Raw genomic sequence first — 20,809 nt, forward strand, 5'->3', positions numbered from 1 at the left:
GAGATGACCCGGAATTCTAACCCGAGCGCCTCCCAAGTAAAAGAGCGAAAACCAAACCATGAACAGCCTGTGGAAATTTAATTTCTTAGTATTCAGTTTTTTACAGACTTACCTACAGGGTTGTGTACAGAAAATAGCTGTAGACCCGGTTACCCACAACCCTGTGTGTATATCCTGCCCTGAGCCCTGTGCGCAGACCCAGGCATGACCCGTGGATAACTTCCTTCTGACACCCCATCCGAACTTACACACAATCCGTCCATGCCCTGTACACAGACCTCAGGGCCTTTATCAACCGCCTTATGATCTCTGTAGAAATATGATTTCAATGTGTATTATTCGGTTATCCACAGAAAAGTGGCTCAGTAATAACAGTAATAATTAGTCCTTAAGATATTTAAGAAAAGACTTACTACTATAATTATTCTCCGTCTTCGACCGCCCGATGATCATCAGCGTGTACCGCGCACCACATTACCCATTGAATTCATCCGCCAGTTTGCATAGAATGCCGCTCCTGTTTTGGTTGTTCATTTTCCAGCCAACCTAGAATTTTCCAATACCCGTAATGTGAGATCATCACCATGAAAAGAACGTTTCAACCAAGCGTACTGAAGCGTAAGCGCGTTCACGGTTTCCGTGCTCGTATGGCCACCGCTAACGGTCGTAAAGTGATTTCCCGTCGTCGTGCGAAAGGTCGTGCACGTCTGTCTGCGTAAGACAACGTTCGCTTCGTGAAGACTCTGGGGTTTCCAAAATTCCATCGGTTATTAACGCCACGGGATTACAGCCTGGTCTTCAACGACGTCCAAATCAGAGTTCCTCACCGGAATTTTCTGATCCTGGCGACGCCCAATACGTTGGGGCACGCCAGGGTCGGTCTGGTGTTCTCGAAGAAAAATCTGAAGCTTGCCGTACAACGCAACCGCGTCAAACGACGGGTGCGGGAAACCTTCAGACTGCAGCCCGATCTACCCGGGCTGGATATTATTGTTCTCGGCAGGCAAGGCTTAAGTCAGCTTGATAATCAGGTTTTGACGGCAACCTTGAACGATCTCTGGTTACGCCTGATCAGAAAAAGCCGTCACAATCTGGCGTCAACCCCCGACTCCTCACCGGTTGGTAAAGGAACGGATTAATGCGCAAACTTCTGCTTACACCAATCCGGTTTTACCAATACGCAATCAGTCCGATGATGGCCAGTCATTGCCGGCATTATCCAACCTGTTCCCAATACGCCGTTGAAGCCATTACCTACCACGGCGCGCTCAAAGGCCTTTTTCTTGCGACAGGACGATTGTTGAGGTGTCATCCATGGGCCGAAGGCGGTTATGATCCGGTACCGGGTACCCACTCCGATAACACGAACCAGACTGAACAGTAGGTTTATGGATATTCAACGCATTGTATTGTTTGCCGGTTTAGCAATTGTCAGTTACCTGATGGTACTTGCCTGGAATGACGACTATAACCAGCCCCAGACCCAACCACAGGTCACCGAACAGGCCAACGTGTCGGAGCGGAGTTCACAGAGCGGTCAGGGAGAAGACCTGCAAATTCCGGAGGGATCGGCCGGAAACAGCGGCAGTGAAGACAACGAAGAGTTCGCAACACCTGAGGGCGGCAGCCAAAGTGTCAGTGACAACACCGACACAATGGATACCAGCGACAAACTGATCACCGTTCGCACCGACGTTTTCGAACTGACCATTGACCGCATGGGTGGAAACCTGGTGGAAAGTTCGCTGCTCGATTACGATCAGGCCCTGGACAGCGAAGCGTCGCTCAACATCCTCACCCGTTCTGGTAACCGGACGTACGTGATGGAAAGTGGGTTGATCGGTCGTAACGGCATCGACAGCCGCCGTAACGGTTCGGCACCAGTCTTTGATGCCTCCGCCACCGAATACCAACTCTCCGAAGGCGCAGACGAACTGACCGTCGACCTCACCTACACCACGGACGCTGGCGTTGAAATCACCAAACGCTACCAGTTCGAACGTGACAGCTATGAGATTGATGTCCGTTATTTGATCAACAACCAGTCTTCAGAAAGCTGGCAGGCAAACCTGACCGGCAAGATCGTCCGTGATCAAGCCCCAGACCCCACCGCCCAGACCAGCCTCGGTATCAAGGCATTCCTCGGCATGGTTGTCAGCACTCCGGAAGATCCATACGAGAAGTACGATTTCAGTGACCTGTCTGAAAACCCGATCAATCAATCGGTCACCAACGGCTGGCTGGCCTTCCTGCAGCATTACTTCCTTGCAGCCTGGGTACCGGAACGGGATCAACCAGCCCAGTTCCAGACCACACAACGGGGAGCACTTCAGGTCATGGGGTTTGTTTACCCCGCGACCACCGTTGCCGCTGGCGAATCCGCTGAGGTTGGTGCACGTGCCTACGTTGGCCCGAAAATCATTGACCGCCTGGAAGCCACCGCACCGAACCTGGACCGCACCGTCGATTTCGGCTGGCTATTCTTTATCGCGCTGCCGTTGTTTATTGTGCTGGAATGGTTCTACGGCCTGGTCGGCAACTGGGGCGTGGCGATTATTCTGTTGACGGTTTTGGTCAAGGCGGTGTTCTTCCACCTGTCTGCCACCAGTTACCGCTCCATGGCCAGGATGCGGGCAGTTGCACCGCAGCTGACCCGTCTCAAAGAGCTGTATGGCGACGATCGCCAACGCATGTCCCAGGAAATGATGGCGCTGTACAAGCGGGAAAAAATCAATCCGCTCGGTGGCTGTCTGCCCATTCTGGTGCAAATGCCGGTGTTCATCTCCCTGTATTGGGTTCTGTTCGAAAGCGTGCAGCTACGCCACGCACCGTTCATGCTGTGGATTAACGACCTGTCGGTGATGGACCCCTACTTCATCTTGCCAATCCTGATGGGCATCAGCATGTTCCTGCAGATGAGCCTCAACCCGACGCCCCCGGACCCGATGCAGGCGAAGATCATGAAGGGGATGCCGCTGATCTTCACCGTCTTCTTCCTCTGGTTCCCGGCGGGTCTGGTACTGTACTGGCTGGTGAACAACATTCTGTCGATTTCCCAGCAGTGGTATATTACCCGCAAGATCGAAGCCGATGTTGCGGCAAAAAAGCACTGATCTGCGGATACCGTGTGTAACGCCATAATCTGACAAAGGCTCCTTCGTGGAGCCTTTGTTGGTTCAGGACGAGTGCAAAGCCCATGCAGTTTGTGACCGATACCATTGCCGCTATTGCTACCGCACCGGGTCAGGCCGGTGTGGGCATTGTCCGTGTATCCGGTCCTGGCGTACGGGAGATTGCCGGGCGGATGCTGGGGTATGAACCGCGGCCCCGCTACGCTCACTACGGACCCTTCTATGACCAGCACAACCAGTTGATCGATGAAGGGATCGGGCTGTTTTTCCCCAATCCCCACTCGTTTACCGGTGAAGATGTGTTTGAACTCCAGGGTCACGGCGGCACCGTTATCCTGGACCTTTTATTGCGAACCGCCTGTGAACTGGGGGCCCGCCTGGCACGACCGGGAGAGTTCTCCGAAAGGGCTTTTCTTAATGACAAGCTCGACCTGACCCAGGCCGAAGCCATTGCTGATCTGATCGAGAGCAATTCTGAACAGGCTGCGCGTTGCGCAGTCCGGTCGTTACAGGGCGTGTTTTCCCGCCGGATAGATGCCCTGGTAGAGGCCGTTACCCACCTGCGTATTTACGTTGAAGCCGCCATCGATTTTCCTGAAGAGGAAATCGATTTCCTCGCCGATGGCAAGGTTGCCAACGATCTTCAAGCCATCATTCGGGATCTTGGCATTATTTTGGCGGAAGCCCAGCAAGGAACCATACTCAGGGATGGTATGAAAGTGGTCATTGCCGGCCGCCCCAACGCCGGAAAATCCAGCCTGCTGAATGCGCTGGCAGGGCGAGAGGCTGCTATTGTAACGGCGGTTGAAGGCACAACCCGTGATGTTCTTCGGGAACACATTCATATTGACGGAATGCCTCTTCACATTATTGATACCGCTGGCCTGCGGGACAGCCCCGATGAAGTGGAACAGATCGGTATTGCCAGGGCCTGGGAGGAAATCCGCCAGGCCGACCGTATTCTACTGATGGTAGACGCCACCACCACGCCGGATACTGAGCCCCACCGATTATGGCCGGATTTTATTGATCAGCTACCGCAAGGTGCTCCCCTCACCGTGATCCGTAACAAGGTGGACCTGACCGGCGAACCCGTGGGTATCGAACAACCGGGCGCGGAGTTGGCACCGGTCATTCGTATTGCTGCCAGGTCTTCCGAGGGGCTTGAGGTTCTGCGGGATCACCTGAAACAGTGTATGGGATTTGCCAGTACTACGGAGGGTGGCTTTATTGCCCGAAGGCGTCACCTGGATGCCCTGGAACGGGCGCAGACATTGCTGCGACAGGGTGAAGAACAGCTGCAGGGCTTCGGCGCGGGCGAGCTGCTGGCAGAGGATCTGCGGACAGCCCAGGACGCCCTAGGAGAAATTACCGGTGCAATGACACCAGATGAGTTGCTTGGTAAGATCTTCAGCAGCTTTTGTATTGGTAAATAACCACCGGGGCGGATCGTCACGGAAGACGGCGATCCGCCCCGGTGGTCATATCAGAACCGGTAGGTCACCGAGCCTGTCACTTCGCGGCGATGGCCGTAGGTCGCTGAGCTGTCGAAGGCGGTGGCGACGTATTCCTTGTCCAGCAGGTTCTGGGCATGGAGCCCCAGGGATATCTGACCCAAGTCATAGGTCACGGCCGCATCCACCAGGGTGACACTGGGTACTTCAAGGGAATCGTTGGGGGCGTTAAAGGCTGCGCCGTAGCTATCCCCTATGTAGCGAACACCGGCACCGAGACCGAGGCCATGGAGTATGTTGCCGTGGAAGGTGTATTTACTCCACAGCGACGCTTCATGCTCTGGCGTGTACTCCAGGGGTTCGCCCTCTTCCACGGGATTGCTGGCTTCCGTGATTTCCGCATCTGTGTAGGCATAGCTGGCGATTAGCTCCAGTCCCATGTCCAGTCGAGTGCGGGCTTCGAGTTCTACCCCTTTGGAGCGCGCTTCGCCCTTTTGTTCACTGAGGAAGGAGACCGGATTGGTGGTCAGATAATCCTCCCGGGTCAGATCAAAATAGGCCAGGGTGATTAGTGTACGATCATTGGGCTGGTACTTGGTGCCTATTTCGTACTGATGCGCGGTTTCCGGTGCGAATGGATTTCCCATGGCATCGGTGCCGGTCGTGGGCAGGAAGGATTCCATGTAGCTGATGTAAGGTGCCAACCCATTATCGAAGCGATAGGTCACGCCGGCGCGGCCACTGAATTCTTCATCGTCGCGGCTGGCCGTGGTTCCCGAGAGATTGCTAAGGGTTTCGCTACGAGCCTTGTCGTAACGACCACCCAGGGACAGGGTCCAGCGATCCAGCCTGATCTGGTCCTGCAGATAGGCACCGGTCTGTTTCAGTTGCCCCTCGTCATCCTTGAAGATAGGTGCGTCGGTAACGGGTGCGCCATATTGCGGATCAAAGATATCGAGGTTGCTGGCTGCCCCGAAAAACTGTTGGGATCGGACATCGATATCCTGGTGGTCGAGCCCGACCAACAAGGTGTGGTCCGCAGCACCCGTGACAAAACCCACTTCCACCTGGTTGTCCAGATTGAGGCCATCGATTCGGCCAAAGCTGTCAAAACGCGAACGTGTGATGGTGCGCTGATCCGCCAGCAAACCTGTGGTGAAGATAGTTCGGTCATCCACATCATTGCGATAGTCCCGCAGGTTCTGACGCACGGTTACCTGGTCATTGATGATGTGCTCGAATTCATAGCCCAGTGCGCTTTCCCGACGTTCGTACTGATCATAACCGGGTTCACCGGTGAACCGGTTGTCGGGGATCTTGCCATTGGGGTTGGACTCCAGAGTGCCCTGCAAGGGGTAACGCTGGGACGGCTGGGTATCGTCGTACTGCCAGTGGGCCAAAACCGTGAACCGGGTGGCATCGGTGGGTTGCCAGGTGAGGCTGGGAGCCAGGTACTTGCGGTCGTCGTCGACGAAATCCACCTGACTCTCGCTGTCCCGCACCAGGCCAACCAGCCGCAGTGCCAGGGTGTCACTGTTGTTCACCGCACCGCTGATATCAAACTGGCCCTGGCGCAGCTCATTGGTACCGGCCTCTACCCGGACCTCGCGGCGGGTATCGAAGGTTGGACGCTTGGAAACGTAGTTTACCAGGCCACCAGGGCCGGCCTGACCATAGAGTACAGAGGATGGGCCCATCAGGACATCAATGCGCTCGGCACCGTAAGGCTCCAGGCTGTAGCCGGCGGCAAAGTTCGGGTTACTCAGTTTGAGGCTGTCGCGGAAGATACCACTGGTGGCCACATCGAAACCGCGGATTCTCAGGAAGGTGGTGCGCGGCTCGAAACCGAAGGTCTCGCCACGGGCACCGGCAGTATAACGCAGGACTTCCCCGAGGTTGGCTGCGTTCTGGTCCTCGATCTGGTCAGCCGTGACGGTGCTGATCGACTGGGGTGTCTCGGTGATCGCGGTGGCGGTCTTGGTGCCGGTTACAGTGGTGTCGGCTGCGTAGCCGTCTATCGGTGCCGTGGCGCTGCCTGATAAGGCGTCCGAGGATACCTCGATGGCGTCCAGCTCCTGTACGTCTTCCTCCTGCGCCTGCAGGATCGGACTCATCAGGCAGCCTGCGATGGCAAAGGCCAGTGTGGAAGGTTTAGAAAAAGGATCGCGGTTGGTTTTCGGGCTCACTTGTTAATACTCCTAATAATAAAACTAATGCGACGCATTCTCATTAAATAGAAAGTTAAAGTCAATTAATCTGTACATTATTCAGTCCGGTAACATCTCGCCTGCTGTCATGCGCTTTCGGGCATGGCAGGCAATAGGGTTGACCAGAGTGCCATGGAACTGGAGGTTGCCCGCCGGGTCCGCCAGATCAATCATCTGTTGATTGTTGGCCAGTTGCAGGCGATTCAGGCAGGAGCGGGTGAATTCCGGGGCAAACAGGTCGTGGCGGCGGAATTTATCGGCCAGCTGGGGATGGGCCGCCTGATAGTCGTGAACGCAGTCGGCCACCAACTGCCAGAACCTGGATTCAGAAAAATCACCCTGTTCATCCAGAATGGCGGCCATAAAGCGGAAAATGCAGTCAAACAGGTCGGTGAAGATCGACAGCACCTTGAGTTCCTCCGGTACGTCCACCTGCAACCTCCGGACGTCTTCCGAGAGCAGGATCTCGGTGTTCATGATGGCCGCTTCCTCGGCGATATCCTTCATGATGGCCCGCACCGGGACATGATTTTCCAGCACCAGGATCAGGTTCTCCCCATGGGGCATGAAGACCAGGTCGTGGGCATAGAAACAGTGCAGCAACGGGCTCATGTAGCCATGCAGGAAGCGCCGGATCCAGCTTTCGGTATCCAGGCCAGATGCGGCAATCAGCGCCGGTAACAGGGCGTTTCCCTCGGCATCCACATGTAACAGCCCGGCCATGGTCATCAGTTTCTGGTTTTCTTTCAGTTGCGGAATCGGGCTTTCCCGCCACAGCGCCGACAACATCTTGCGGTAGGGGCTGTACTTGTCCACGGCTTCCTCGAAATGGGCATTGGTGTAGCCGATACCGGCCACCTCGCGCAGCAAGCTGAAACCGGTACTGGCCAGATACGGATCCTGGCTCACCAGATCGTGGAGAAACTCATTAATCGCCGGTGTGGTGCTCATGTAGTAGGGCGACAAGCCCCGCATGAAGCCCATATTGAGAATGGAAAGCGCCGTTTTGACGTAGTGCCGCTGTGGCTGGTCGCTGTTGAAGAAGGTGCGGATGGATTGCTGGGCACGATAACGATCCTGCCCCTCACCGAGGTAAACCAGTTTTTCGGTGGCAATATCGGCGGCAAACACGTGGGCCAGTTTGTTGTACCACTGCCAGGGGTGGATCGGCAGCAGGTAATAATCCTCCGGGTTCAGGGATCGTTGCTTCAGCAATGTCATGAAGGATTCGAACTGATCATCTCCCAGTTCATTGCGTATCATTCCGTTGAACCCGTGATCTTCACTGCTGGCCACGGTGGTGTTGTCCTTGTGGGCGGCCACCCAGATCAGCCGGATCGGTGTGCCGGCTTCCGGCGCATAGGCCTGGTAGTCCCGGGCATCGAAGCCGATGCGGCCGTTGTTGGCAACGAAGCAGGGGTGACCTTCCATCATCGCGGTTTCCAGTTGCTGGAAATCCGCGTCCACCAGAGAGGTGACATCAAGCCCGGGACGGCGGTGTTTGAAGGCGCTGCCATAGAGCGTGCTGGCGATCTCCTCCAGATAGGTCGGCAGCATGGCGTCCTGGATACCCAGGGTTTTGCGGAACTCGATGATGAAGCGTATGGCATCCACATCCGTTTGCTCGCCGGCGACCGTTTTGCGGATGGACGACGGATCAATGTGCCAGTGTTCCAGGGCCAGCACCTTACCGAGGAAACGGTACTCGACGTCGGGTGTGTCGGCGACCACCCGATATTCCTGCCAGTCGTCCTGCTCTGACAGGGGTTCCGGTTGGAGAAGCTTTTCATGGGCAAATTCGCTCAGGGCTTTACGGACCAACAGCGCATTAACGTGTTGCCAAAGCTCCGGTTGCAGGTGGTCGCAGGCCAATGCGGGATTGTTGGTAAGGGATATAGTCCGGTCGGTTGTCATGCTGGATTCCTTGAGTAGGGAGTTGTGGGTCATGGCTTGCTGGAACTGCGCATAGTCACAGAACGCCAGATGGGCCTGTTTATCGGGTAGTGAGAGGATCCGGTCGTACTGGAAACCGGCAAAGTGGTTCAGGTCATGAATGCGGTCGTTGCTGATGTCTGGCTCGACAACGATGCGCCGGGCATCCAGGGCGTCGAACAGGAAACCCATGATTACGGTGAACACACCCCGGGTGAAGCCTTGAATGGCGTGATTGGTGGGGGCGATCAGAATGTGCATGCCCAGGTCACCGGCTTGTACCGGGTAGTGGTCCGCCAGTGACGAATGCTCCGGGTGATAGGTCTCCATCAGGAAACGGGGCTGGCCTTGGTGCAAGCCGATAAAGGCATCCCCTTCCCCGGACGACCTCAGGGTCCGGTAGAACTCGTCAAGCTGGTCCGGTGACATGTCCTGCATACCCCAGAAACGGGCATGGTCGTCACTGAGCCACTGATGGATCAGTGTCAGGTCGGCTGGTAAACGCAAAGGGCGAATGCTGAATTGGCCCAGCGAAGGCAGGCATTGTTCGTAGTGGTAGGTGACATCGTTCATGATCATTCCCTGGTCAGGTGGACGGTTGTAAGGCGTGCCGGGTGCGGTGAAACAGGACACCGTACAAGGCGGCGGTGGCTATCAGGCCGGCGGCGGCGACGGCGAAGGGCACCTGCAGCCCGAGCAGTGATACCAGCCCGCCGGCGGATGACGCCGCCGCCAGCACCCCCAGTTGCTGGAAGATATTGATCTTGCTGAAATCGGTGGCATAGGTGTCGGGGTGGCTCAGGGCAAACAGCAACTGATCCAGCTGAACGGTGGCCTGGAACAGGGCCCAGCCAAACAGGCAGCGCCCGGACAGGATCAGCCATTCCTGGTTCAGCCCCTGCAGGGCCAGACCAATGCTACCCAGAACCATGGCGGTTAACAGACCGTCCCCCGGCGACCGGGTACTGCCGCGGCGGAAGTTGAGCCACAATGCCAGCATGGCAATCCCGGCCGGAATAGCGAACACCAGCCCGGCGAGGATTTCTCCCTCGGTGCCGGTGACCGATTCCCAGTAGCGGACAAAGAACGGACGGGTGAGGTAGGCACTGAAATAGAACAGGAACATCACCAGTCCCAGTTTGTAAATCACCGCCGGAGTTACCCGGCTTTTGGCGGGGGCCGTGGTGGCAGGCTCGGGTGGTTCAGGTCGGGAATCGGGACGGCGAATGAGATAGAGACAGACCCCGGTCTGGAGAAAATCGCTCACTGCCATCACCAGGAACACCTGGCGAGGTTCGAACCATTGCAAGACCACACCACCGAGCACAGCGCCGGCAATACCGCCCATGTGCACCACCACCGACAACAGACCGATGGTATTGCCATGATTATCGCGGCGTTCGGCGGCCATGATCATCGGGTAGACCAGCAGGTAGCTGCCCTTGAACACCAGCATGACCAGCGACAGGATCCAGAAAGAGACGGGCGTCTCTGCCCAGTAGCAGAGGATGCTCAGCACACCCGCCGCCAGTTGCGTGGGAATCAGCAGCTGCAGTACCGGTATCCGCCGCGAGACCCGGGCCCACATCGGAAAGGCCAGCACGATGGTGAGACAGCAGGCACTGAGGTAGAGCCCGATATGGCCGGGGTCGGTGATTCCGAACACGCTGGCGAAGAAATGTGGATAAAACGGCAGCAGCATGGAATCGCTGACCACCGCTGCGATGGTGATGGCCACCAGCCAGTGTTTGACGGTCAGGGTCATATTACGCCGGCTCCGTGTGTGTACCGGCCTCTTGCCGGACACCGAGGGTTTCCGGCACGCCGAATTGCTGGAAGGCGATGGCCTGCTCGATGGCATAGGGTTCCCGTCCGGTCAGTTCCCGCAGTATCCAGGCATTGCGATAGCACGCCATGCCAAGATCGGGGGTGACAAAACCGTGGGTATGCAACTCTGCGTTCTGCACGAAAATTTCCTGGCCCCGGTGGTCAATGCTGTAGTTCCTTGCCACAGCAAATCGGCCCTGGTCATCGCGCCTGATGCGCTCTGCAATCCCTTGCAGGAAAGCGGGCTCCCGGTACTGGTAACCGGTGGCCAGGACCAGGCCAGCGGTGTTCATCGCGAAGGGTCTGTCCTGCTCCAGATGGCGGAACGCCAGTTCATGGTGACCGCTATCGCTACAGTAACGGGCCGATTCCAGCCTGGCGTTGGTAAGCAGGTTAACGGGGACATCGGCCACCAGGCGTTTGGTGTAGAGCAGATCGTGGATATCGTTGATAAGGTCGGTGTTAATGCCCTTGTAGAGATGCTTCTGATTGGTCACCAGGTCATCGCGGGTGTCTGACGGCAGGTCGTGAAAATAGTCCACGTATTCGGGAGAGGTCATCTCCAGGGTCAGCTTGCTGTACTCCAGTGGAAAGAATCGGGGTGAGCGGGTGGCCCAGTTCAACTGGTAGCCATAGCGGTCAACATCCTGCAGCAGATCATGGAATATCTCGGCGGCACTCTGGCCGCTACCGAGCACGGTAATGGACGGCTGGGCCTGCAGCTGGGATTTGTGGCTGAGGTAGGCGGATGAATGAATGGCGGATCCGTCCAGATGCTCGCAGCAAGGTGGCACCGCCGGGCGTGGCCCGGTTCCCAGTACCAGCCGGCGGGTTCGAAACAGCCGTTCATCACCGTTTTGGGTAGAGCGTGCCTGCACCAGGTAATGGCCTTCGACCTCATCGTAGTGAATGGCTTCCACCCGGGTGTTGAAGCGGACGTTGCTCAGCTGGTTGGCGGCCCACTGGCAGTATTGGTTGTACTCCCGGCGCAACAGGAAAAAGTTCTCGCGAATATAGAACGAGTAGATGCGGCCACTGGCCTTGATGTAATTGAGAAAACTGTAGGGGCTGGTGGGATCCGCCAGGGTCACCAGGTCGGACACGAACGGAGTTTGCAGCCGGGCATTCTCCAGCATCATGCCGGGATGCCAGTCGAACTGCGGATTTTCATCCAGTACCAGTCCGCTGAGGTCTTCCAGCGGCTCGGCCAGGCAGGCCAGGCTCAGGTTAAAAGGTCCCAGCCCGATGGCAATGAAATCCAGGGTGTTATCCGACATGGGCGACCTCCATCGGTTGTTGGGTGGAATCGGCTGTGTGGGCAGACAGGGCGTCCTCGCCGTGGCGTTTGATCAGGCGCAGGACGGCCTGAACATCCCGTATCCGGGTGTCGGGATTGAGCAGGGTGAACTTCAGATACTGGCGGCCGTGGACCCGGGTGGCAGCCACCAGGGCCTCCCCGGAACGCATCAGTGCCTTGCGGATGGACTGGTTGAGCTCGTCCAGTGCGGCGTCGCTCATGACCATGTCGGGGCGGTAGCGGAACACCAGGGTACTGAGCTGGGGCTGATGCAGGATCTCGATGTCGTTGTCGGATAACAGCAACAGGTAGGCCTGACGGGCCAGGTGGATGACCTGATCAAAGGCCGAGCCAAGGGCCTCGGGCCCGAGCGTGCGAAGGGTCAGCCAGAGCTTGAGAGCGTCGAAACGGCGCGTGGTCTGCAGGCTCTTGTCCACCAGATTGGGAGTGCCTTCCTGGCGCTGGCAGAGGGGGTTCAGGTATTCCGCGTGCCAGGTCACACATCCCAGGGTGTGTTTGTTACGTACCAGCAAGGCGCTGCAACTGACGGGCTGAAGGAAGGATTTGTGGTAGTCAACGGTGACCGAGTCCGCCTGCTCAATACCCTGCAACAAGTGGCGGTGGCGGGACGACGTCAGCAGGCCGCAGCCGTAGGCGGCATCCACATGAAGCCACAGCCCCTCGCGCTTGCACAGTTCCGCGGTCCCGGGGATCGGGTCAATGCTGCCGAAATCGGTGGTGCCGGCGGTGGCGACCACTGCCATTGGCACCAGGCCCTGTGCCCGGGTCTCTGCAATCGCCTGTGTCAGGGCGACCGGGTCCATGCGATAGTAACTGTCACAGGGTACCGGGACCACGGCGTTATAACCCAGTCCCAGCAGGGCGGCAGCCTTCTGAATACTGAAGTGGCTGACCTCGGAGCAGAAAATGCGGAACCGGTGGGCATCCGGATGCAGACCTTGTTCCCGGGTGCTGTGCTGCCAGAGACGTTGGGACAGGTTGTCCCGCGCCAGCAACATGGCCATCAGGTTGGACTGGGTACCACCGCTGGTGAATACGCCGTCGGCGCCGCTGTCGAACCCGATGCGGTTGGCCGTCCAGTCGATCAGCCGTTGCTCTATATAGGTGCCGCCGCCACTCTGGTCCCAGGTATCCACCGACGTGTTGAACGACGCCTGGATCAACTCCGCAGTGATCGCCGGAATGGTGACCGGGCAGTTGAGGTGAGCGGTATAGTGAGGGTGGTGGAAGTAGACGGCGTCTTCCAGGTAGAGCCGGTCAAGCTCCTCCAGTGCTTCGTCCATGCCGTCACAGGGCTGGTCCAGGTCCAGGTGTTCGAACTGTTTGGCCAGTTCCCGAGGCAGGATACCGCTGAATGGACGCTTGACCGTCTTCATCCGGCCCTCGATCAGATCCAGGCCCTGGAGCAGGCTGGCTCTGTAATGGGGCAGGTTGGCGGTGTTGAACAGACAATGATCCGTCGTCCGGGACCCGGCCGAGGACGGCGGTGTCAGTGCAGTGTTTGAAAATGCAGGTTGATCAGACATAGGCAGGGTGTCCGTTTGTTGATTTTTCTTACAGATGATTTATCAAACGATAAATAAGGTGCGAATGATTCTCAATACCTTATTGATGAATGTCAATGTTGCGAAATGCGACAGTTATCCTGTTGATCCTTGTAGGTTGACGGCGGCTTAAAATAAGGAGAGGTAAAAAAAAAGAGGAGCCGGGCGGCTCCTCTTTCGGGGCGGGATCTGCGGGGATCAGGCGGTAAAGCTCATGTCCTCGGCATCCAGCTGCATCAGGTTCTTGCTGGGGCTGAGCATGGTGGTGGCGTGGGCCTGAGCGCGGGGCAGCAGGCGTTCGTAGTAGAACTCCGCGGTGGCCAGTTTGGCCTTGTAGAACGCCTCGGACTCGTCACCGCCGCTATCCAGCTTGTCTGCGGCGACCGCCGCCTGACGTGCCCAGATGTAGGCCATGAACACATAACCGCTGTACATCAGGAAATCGTGGGCGGCGGCGCTGACCACATCGCGATCCTTGCGGGCCGCCAGCATCACTCTGACGGTCAGCATGTTCCACTGCGCGGAGAGTTTCAGCAGTTCCAGCGCCAAGGGGCGTAGCCGCTTATCGGTCAGGTTTTTACGGGCGAAGTTGGCCAGGACCAGGGTGAATTCGCGCACGGCCCCACCCCGGGTCATCAACAGTACCTTGCGGCCCAGCAGATCCAGCGCCTGGATGCCGGTGGTGCCTTCGTACAGGGTGGCGATGCGGGTATCGCGGGCAATCTGCTCCATGCCGTGTTCGCGGATGTAGCCGTGGCCGCCGAACACCTGCATACCGATATTGGCGGCTTCGTTACCCAGTTCGGTCAGAAAACCCTTGAGGATCGGCGTCAGGAAACCGAGCTTGTCGTCGTATTTCTCGGCTTTCTTGTCATCCCCTTCGGTATGACCTTCCACCATATGGTCCGCCACCCGGGCCGCGTAATACAGCATCCCGCGGCCGCCCTCGGCGATGGCTTTCTGGGTCAGCAACATGCGCCGCACATCGGCATGATGGATCAGTGCATCGGCAACGTGTTCCGGGTCTTTCTTGCCGGACACCGCGCGCATGGAACGCCGTTCTTTGGCGTATTCCAGTGCCCACTGATAGGACAACTCCGCCGGGCCAACGCCCTGTATGGCGGTACCGATACGGGCGGTGTTCATGAAGGTGAACATGCAGTTCAGCCCTTCGTTTTCCGGGCCGATCAGAAATCCGGCGGCGTCATCAAAGTTGATCACGCAGGTCGCCGATGCCTTGATGCCCATTTTCTTTTCCAGGCTGCCACAGGTGACGCCGTTGGTCTCCCCGACACCGCCGTTGTCACCCGGCAGACACTTGGGCACGATGAACAGGCTGATACCCTTGGTACCCTTGGGCGCGTCCGGCAACCGTGCCAGCACAATGTGGACAATATTCTCGGTCAGATCGTGGTCACCGGAGGAAATGAAGATCTTGGTGCCGGTGAGCTTGTAGCTGCCGTCCGCCTGGGGCTCGGCTTTGGTTTTTACCTGGCCCAGGTCGGTGCCACACTGGGGTTCAGTCAGGCACATAGTGCCACCCCACCGGCCTTCGGTCAGCGGTACCAGATAAGTCTGCTTCTGATCCTCGGAACCGTGCAGGAAAATGGTGTTCATGGCGCCCAGCGACAGGCCCGGGTACATCGAGAATGGCCAGTTCGCAGTGCCCATCATTTCCTGTTTTAACAGGCCCATGGACGCGGGCAGCCCCTGGCCGCCGTACTCCTCAGGCGCGGACAAGCCCTGCCAGCCGCCCATGGCGTACTGTTCATAGGCTTCTTTGTAGCCTTTCGGTGTAGTGACCACACCGTTTTCCAGCGTGCAGCCTTCTTCATCGCCAGGCTGATAGAGTGGGCTCAGCACTTCCTCACAAAATTTGCCACATTCGCTGAGTATCGCCTCTACGATGTCTGGCGTGGCATTCTCGCCACTTTTTAACGAGGCGTAGTGCGCCGGGTAATCGAACACGTCATTGAGCAGGAACTTCATGTCGCGTAGCGGCGCTTTGTAAACCGGCATAACGGTACCTCTGTCCGGGTGGGAAGTCGGGTGAAGGGGCGTTTGCTCCTTCGATAGGTAGCGTTTTACGGCATTCAAACGACCGTTCCATTGACGAAAACCGCTTTTGGCCCTGTCAAAAAAGACAATTGGCTGAAATGACGATGCAACTGAAAGGCTTTCGCAGTGCTGATCGAAAATACCCCAGCGGGCGTAAACCTTCCGACATCATTCGCGAATTCGTAGGCCAATCCATCTGCTTGGAGAGTGTAAAAGTCATGCAAATACCCGGACCTGAATCGAATCTTGCTGGTTCCAGATCGCCTGTGTGGTTATGGTTGACGGTACTCTTTCTGACGGGTTTTCTGTCGGGTTGTGCGGGGCCCTCCCTGGACGATTACCGTGATCGCGGGCCCGAACTGATACCCGAACGCTTTTTTCAGGGCGAACTTTCCGCCCGTGGTGTGGTCAAGGACTTCGCCGGTGAAGTCATCCGTACCTTCGACGCTGACATCGAAGCCCGTTGGGATGAAGACGGCGTTGGCACTCTGGATGAGGAGTTCCGCTTCGATGACGGCGAGGTCGAGACCCGGACCTGGACGTTGACACCGGGCGAAGACGGTTATCATGCCGACGCCGGCGATGTGGTAGAGCCTGGTACTCTGCGCTGGCAGGGCAATGCCATCCATATGAATTACGTATTACAGGTGTCATACGGCGATGGCACCCTGGACGTCCGGATGGACGACTGGATGTATCTGATTACACCAGACACGTTGATTAACCAGACCACCATGAGCAAATGGGGTGTCGATGTGGGCGAGGTGCTGCTGGTCATCACTAAAAAATGATAACGACTGAATCGAGAGACGTATGCTGAAGCAATGTTTGATTGCACTGGTACTGGTGGTTGTCGCGGTTGGCGGCGTGCTGGGCTATCACTATATAGACCGTGGATCAGACGACGGTGACCAGCGGGCCAGACCGGCCAGTGTGGTGAATGTTATGGCACCCACCCGCGAGATGATTCGTGATCGCGTCAACGCCGTTGGCAGTTTGAAGGCGTTGAACGCTGTTGAACTGACCACCGAGGTGAGCGGTCGGGTGGTGGAACGGAACCTGCGCAGTGGCCAGCGCGTGGATGAGGGCGACCTGTTACTGCGCCTCGATGATCGTCAGGCCCGGGCGGATGTTCGGGTAGCCGAAGCCCAGGTTGCAGACGCCCGCCGTCAGTTTGACCGGGCCCAGAGCCTGCGTTCGAACAACAGCATCTCTCAATCCCAGGTGGACGAATTGCGCACCACCTTGGATGTTGCACAGGCACAGCTTGAAGCCGCCAGAACCCGTCTGGACAATCATCGCATTACTGCGCCGTTCAGCGGTGTGGTGGGCCTCAATGACGTCAGCATGGGGGCGTACCTGAGCGCGGGGACTGTGGTTTCGACGCTGGACGCCACCGACCGCATGGAGCTGAGTTTTTCGATTCCGGAACGGTTTCTTGGCCAGGTCTCTCTGGGGCAGCAGGTCCAGGGCCGTTCACCGGCCTACCCCGAACAGGGATTCAATGGCGAACTGGTGGAACTGGGCACGCGTATCAGCGAGCTGAGCCGCACCCTGCCGGTACGGGCACTGATCGATAACCGGGACGGCAAACTGCGCCCGGGGCAATTCATGTCGGCCAGCCTGACCTTGCGTGAGCGCGAAGCGCTGGTCATACCGGAACAGGCGGTGCTGGTGCGCGGTGCGGACCAGTATGTGTTCATCGCCGAGGATGGCCAGGCCCGTCGTGTCGCGGTGACGCTGGGTTCCCGCAAACCGGGGCGGGTGGAGGTGGCGGACGGCCTGACCGTCGACGACTCGGTCATTATTACCGGTCAGGACAGACTCAGCAGCGGTGACCGCATCGAGGTGGTGGACGATGACAAGGCAATTCCGGACAACCGGTTTGCCAAGTCGCTGGAGTCCTGATCGATGATTCTTTCCGATATTTCCATCAAGCGACCGGTTTTCGCCACGGTACTGAGCCTGTTGATTCTGGTGTTCGGCCTGGCCGCGCTGTTTGGTTTGCCAGTGCGCGAGTACCCCGATATCGACCCGCCAGTGGTGTCTATCTCCACCGATTACACCGGTGCTGCAGCGGAAGTGGTTGATACCCAGATTACTCAGGTGATCGAAGGGGCCATCAGTGGTATCGAAGGCATCCGCTCTATCGAATCCTCCACTGAACAGGGCGAATCCCGCACCAGTATCGAATTCAATACCTCCCGCAATGTGGATATTGCCGCCAACGATGTGCGCGATGCGGTATCGCGGGTGAGTGATGAATTGCCCGAGGAAGCCGAAGCACCGGTCGTCAGCAAGGCCGACTCCGACGCCCGTCCGATGATGTGGGTCACTCTGAGTAGCGATGTCTGGGGCAGTGCCGAGATGAGTGATTTTGCCGAGCGGGTACTGGCGGACCGCCTGTCGGTACTCGATGGCGTCGCAGATGTGCGGATTGGTGGTGAGCGTCGTTACGCCATCCGGGTCTGGCTCGACCGGGAACGGCTGGCCGCCCGGGACATTACGGTTTCCGAGGTAGAGCGGGCATTGCGGGCCAATAACGTGGAGTTGCCGGCGGGCACAGTGGAATCCGCCACCCGGGACTTTACCGTGCGTGCCGAGGGGCGGTTGTCCTCCGTGGAAGAATTCCGTGAGTTGGTGATCCGCCGCGACGGCAACGACCTGTTGCGACTGGGCGAGGTTGCCAATGTCCAGATGGGCGTTGAATCCGACACCAGCCGACTGCGGGCCAATGGCCAAACCGCCATTGGCATGGGCATTATCCGGCAGTCCAAGGCCAACACCGTGGCGGTGTCCGACCTGGTGAGCGCGGAACTGGAGGAAATCCGGAAAACCCTGCCCCAGGAAGTGTCCATCGCCGAGAATTATGACGAATCCATTTTTATCCGCGCCTCCATCAAGGAGGTCATGATCACCCTGGCGATCTCCGTTTCCCTGGTGATCCTGGTTATTTTTGTGTTTCTGCGCTCCTGGCGGGCGACACTGATTCCCGCCGTCACCATACCGGTGGCCGTGATCGGGGCCTTCATCGGTCTCGGTGCCCTGGGTTTCTCCATCAACGTGCTGACCTTGCTGGCGGTTATTCTGGCCATCGGCCTGGTGGTGGACGACGCCATCGTTATGCTGGAAAACATTCAGCGCCGCATTGACGAAGGCGAACCGCCGCTGTTGGCGTCCTATCGTGGGGCCAAGCAGGTGGCCTTCGCCGTTATCGCAACAACGCTGACTCTGGTGGCGGTGTTCGTACCCATCTCCTTCATGGGCGGCAACATCGGCCGCCTGTTTGCCGAATTCGGTTTTACGTTGGCGGCAGCGGTGGTGTTTTCCAGCCTGGTGGCCCTGACCCTGGCTCCCATGCTGTGCTCCAAATGGCTGAAACACAGCCCTGAAACCGCAGAAGGCCATCGTGCCTGGACCTTCATCGAAAACGGTCTCAACGGCCTGACCCGGGGCTACCAGCGGATGCTGCGTTTCTCGTTGCGCCAGCCCGGCTTGTTGATCGGCCTGGGGCTGGTCGGCATGGTGCTTATTGCGGTGGTGTTTCCAAAATTGCCCCAGGAGCTGGCACCGATTGAAGACAGGGGTGTGATTATCATGCCAGCCAGTGCTCCCCGGGGGGCAACGGTTGAGTACACCGATCATCACGTCCGCAAGGCGGAAGAAAAACTGCTCCCCTACATGGAAGACGGCACCGCGAACCGTTTGCTGTCGATCGTCGGGTTTCGTAACGAAGCGGATAACGCGTTCATGATCATGGGTCTGGAGCCCTGGGAAGATCGCGACATCAAGCAGCAACAGGTGACCAGCGAGTTGCGCCAGAAACTGGCGGACATCCCCGGCATTCGCGCCGTAGCGATTAATCCGCCGGGACTGGGCCAGCGTGGTTTCAATCAGCCGGTGGAAATCGTGGTGGGTGGTCCGGATTACGAATCGGTGCAGGCCTGGAGTGAAGAGCTGCTGGAGCGGGCGAAGGAAAACCCGGATTTGCTGAATCTGGAAACGGATTTCGAACTCACCCGACCGGAGCTCCGGGTCAACATTGATCGGGAGCGCGCTGCGGATCTGGACATTACCATTGAAGATGTCGGGCTGACCCTGCAGACCATGCTGGCCTCAAGGCAGGTCACCACCTACGTGGATCGGGGCCGTGAATACGACGTCATTGTTCAGGCCACGGATGCGGACCGGGCAACGCCCGAAGATCTGGGACAGGTGTTCCTGCGGCCACGAGCGGGGGGAGATCTGATTCCACTGCAGGCCTTGGTGTCGGTGAACGAAATCGGGTCGAACCCGGATTTACGGCGAATCGACCGGTTACCAGCGGTGGTGATCAGCGGGTCCCTGGCTGATGGCTACGATCTGGGGTCAGCGCTGACGTACCTGAATAACCTGGCTGTGGACAACCTGCCGCCGGAGGCCCGAATCAGCTACAAAGGCCTGAGCCGCGAGTTCCAGGATTCGTCCGCTGCTATTTATCTCACCTTCGGGTTGGCGTTTGTCATCGTGTTCCTGGTGCTGGCGGCGCAGTTTGAAAGCTGGATTCACCCATTGATTATCATGTTGTCGGTGCCGCTGGCGATCACCGGGGCGTTGTTTGCCCTGTTCTGGTCGGGCATCAGTCTGAATATATACAGTCAGATCGGTATCGTCATGCTGCTGGGGCTGATGGCCAAGAACGGCATACTCATCGTGGAATTTGCCAACCAGTTGCGGGACAAGGGCTATGAAGTGCAGGACGCAATTCTGGAAGGGGCCATACTGCGTTTTCGCCCGGTGTTGATGACCACCATTTCCACGGTGTTTGGTGCGGTCCCGCTGGTCATTGCAACCGGGGCCGGTGCCGAAAGTCGTGCGTCGATTGGCGTGGTCATTCTCGGCGGGCTGGTGTTCGCGACAACTCTGACGTTGTTCATCATACCGGTGCTTTATAACCTGTTGGCGCGGTTTACCAAATCCGCCAACGCGGTGGAAGTGGAATTGGAAAAGCAGGCCACGGGATCGGCGGGCGGCCAGGGGCTGGCCGCCGCACCCCAGAAACGGGCCAACGATTTCTGACGGCCCGCCGCCTTCTTTAAAACGGCACCAGAAAAGTCAGCGTTATTGTGGATAAAGTGTTGAATAACACTCGGACAAGACTTGAATGCTTTAAATTAATACTTTGAAAAACATAGCGTTATCATTGATTTTATGTTGCATAATAAGTGTTCATAGGTGTGGATAACTTTCTTGAAAAGTTTTCTGAGGACTCTTATACAACCTACTGAAAACCTGATAGTTTCGGTTTTTACCTACTGTCGGTTCCCAGTGCCACCAATTCTGGTTAAAATTTGCACAT

14 protein-coding genes are annotated in these 20,809 nt (G+C 57.6%); 8 read left to right on the top strand and 6 right to left on the bottom strand.

Annotated features, from left to right (window positions below; translation table 11 throughout):
* Positions 1–584 precede the first annotated feature (584 nt).
* The 5 genes from rpmH to mnmE all read left to right on the top strand — a co-directional run bounded on the left by rpmH (position 585) and on the right by mnmE (position 4,567).
* Entirely contained in the window at positions 585–719 is a 135-nt protein-coding gene (rpmH, locus tag WD429_RS02450; protein WP_008172542.1) for a 50S ribosomal protein L34, read from the top strand.
* Positions 720–734: 15 nt separating this feature from the next.
* Positions 735–1,139, top strand: coding sequence for a ribonuclease P protein component (gene rnpA / locus WD429_RS02455; protein ID WP_368420589.1), 405 nt, complete (start codon positions 735–737; stop codon positions 1,137–1,139).
* Positions 1,139–1,384 carry a membrane protein insertion efficiency factor YidD gene (gene yidD, locus WD429_RS02460; RefSeq protein WP_368420590.1) on the top strand — a complete coding sequence of 82 codons (246 nt, stop codon included), beginning with the start codon at positions 1,139–1,141 and terminating at the stop codon, positions 1,382–1,384. The genes rnpA and yidD overlap by 1 nt, the downstream gene beginning before the upstream one ends.
* Before the next feature lie 4 nt (positions 1,385–1,388).
* Positions 1,389–3,113: a membrane protein insertase YidC gene (gene yidC / locus WD429_RS02465; RefSeq protein WP_368420591.1), complete on the top strand. Its 1,725-nt coding sequence runs from the start codon at positions 1,389–1,391 to the stop codon at positions 3,111–3,113.
* Between the two features lie 83 nt (positions 3,114–3,196).
* A complete protein-coding gene (mnmE, locus tag WD429_RS02470) occupies positions 3,197–4,567 on the top strand; it encodes a tRNA uridine-5-carboxymethylaminomethyl(34) synthesis GTPase MnmE (RefSeq protein WP_368420592.1) in 1,371 nt (456 codons plus the stop codon).
* 50 nt (positions 4,568–4,617) lie between these two features.
* On the opposite strand, the gene WD429_RS02475 is transcribed toward mnmE, so the two are convergent.
* From WD429_RS02475 to WD429_RS02500, 6 genes are all read right to left on the bottom strand, one after another.
* Positions 4,618–6,771, bottom strand: a complete 2,154-nt coding sequence (locus WD429_RS02475; RefSeq protein WP_368420593.1) for a TonB-dependent siderophore receptor — start codon at positions 6,769–6,771, stop codon at positions 4,618–4,620.
* A gap of 81 nt (positions 6,772–6,852) precedes the next feature.
* On the bottom strand, positions 6,853–9,297 hold the full coding sequence (locus WD429_RS02480; RefSeq protein ID WP_368420594.1) for a GNAT family N-acetyltransferase: 2,445 nt from the start codon (positions 9,295–9,297) through the stop codon (positions 6,853–6,855).
* Positions 9,298–9,310: 13 nt separating this feature from the next.
* Entirely contained in the window at positions 9,311–10,489 is a 1,179-nt protein-coding gene (locus tag WD429_RS02485; RefSeq protein WP_368420595.1) for an MFS transporter, read from the bottom strand.
* 1 nt (position 10,490) lies between these two features.
* Positions 10,491–11,828: a lysine N(6)-hydroxylase/L-ornithine N(5)-oxygenase family protein gene (locus WD429_RS02490; protein WP_368420596.1), complete on the bottom strand. Its 1,338-nt coding sequence runs from the start codon at positions 11,826–11,828 to the stop codon at positions 10,491–10,493.
* Positions 11,818–13,395, bottom strand: coding sequence for an aspartate aminotransferase family protein (locus WD429_RS02495; protein WP_368420597.1), 1,578 nt, complete (start codon positions 13,393–13,395; stop codon positions 11,818–11,820). The genes WD429_RS02490 and WD429_RS02495 overlap by 11 nt, the downstream gene beginning before the upstream one ends.
* 216 nt (positions 13,396–13,611) lie before the next feature.
* Positions 13,612–15,432 carry an acyl-CoA dehydrogenase C-terminal domain-containing protein gene (locus tag WD429_RS02500; protein WP_368420598.1) on the bottom strand — a complete coding sequence of 607 codons (1,821 nt, stop codon included), beginning with the start codon at positions 15,430–15,432 and terminating at the stop codon, positions 13,612–13,614.
* 317 nt (positions 15,433–15,749) lie between these two features.
* Here WD429_RS02500 and WD429_RS02505 point away from each other — a divergent pair, with 317 nt between their 5' ends.
* From WD429_RS02505 to WD429_RS02515, 3 genes are read left to right on the top strand one after another with little or no spacing between them, the layout of a single operon-like run.
* Positions 15,750–16,262: a DUF3833 domain-containing protein gene (locus tag WD429_RS02505; RefSeq protein WP_368420599.1), complete on the top strand. Its 513-nt coding sequence runs from the start codon at positions 15,750–15,752 to the stop codon at positions 16,260–16,262.
* Positions 16,263–16,284: 22 nt separating this feature from the next.
* Positions 16,285–17,379 (top strand): efflux RND transporter periplasmic adaptor subunit, encoded by a 1,095-nt coding sequence (locus tag WD429_RS02510; RefSeq protein ID WP_368420600.1) that lies wholly within the window; start codon positions 16,285–16,287, stop codon positions 17,377–17,379.
* A gap of 3 nt (positions 17,380–17,382) precedes the next feature.
* Positions 17,383–20,529 (top strand): efflux RND transporter permease subunit, encoded by a 3,147-nt coding sequence (locus WD429_RS02515; protein WP_368420601.1) that lies wholly within the window; start codon positions 17,383–17,385, stop codon positions 20,527–20,529.
* Positions 20,530–20,809 lie beyond the last annotated feature (280 nt).

The sequence above is a fragment of the Marinobacter sp. genome, assembly GCF_040904845.1.
Classification (GTDB): Bacteria; Pseudomonadota; Gammaproteobacteria; order Pseudomonadales; family Oleiphilaceae; genus Marinobacter.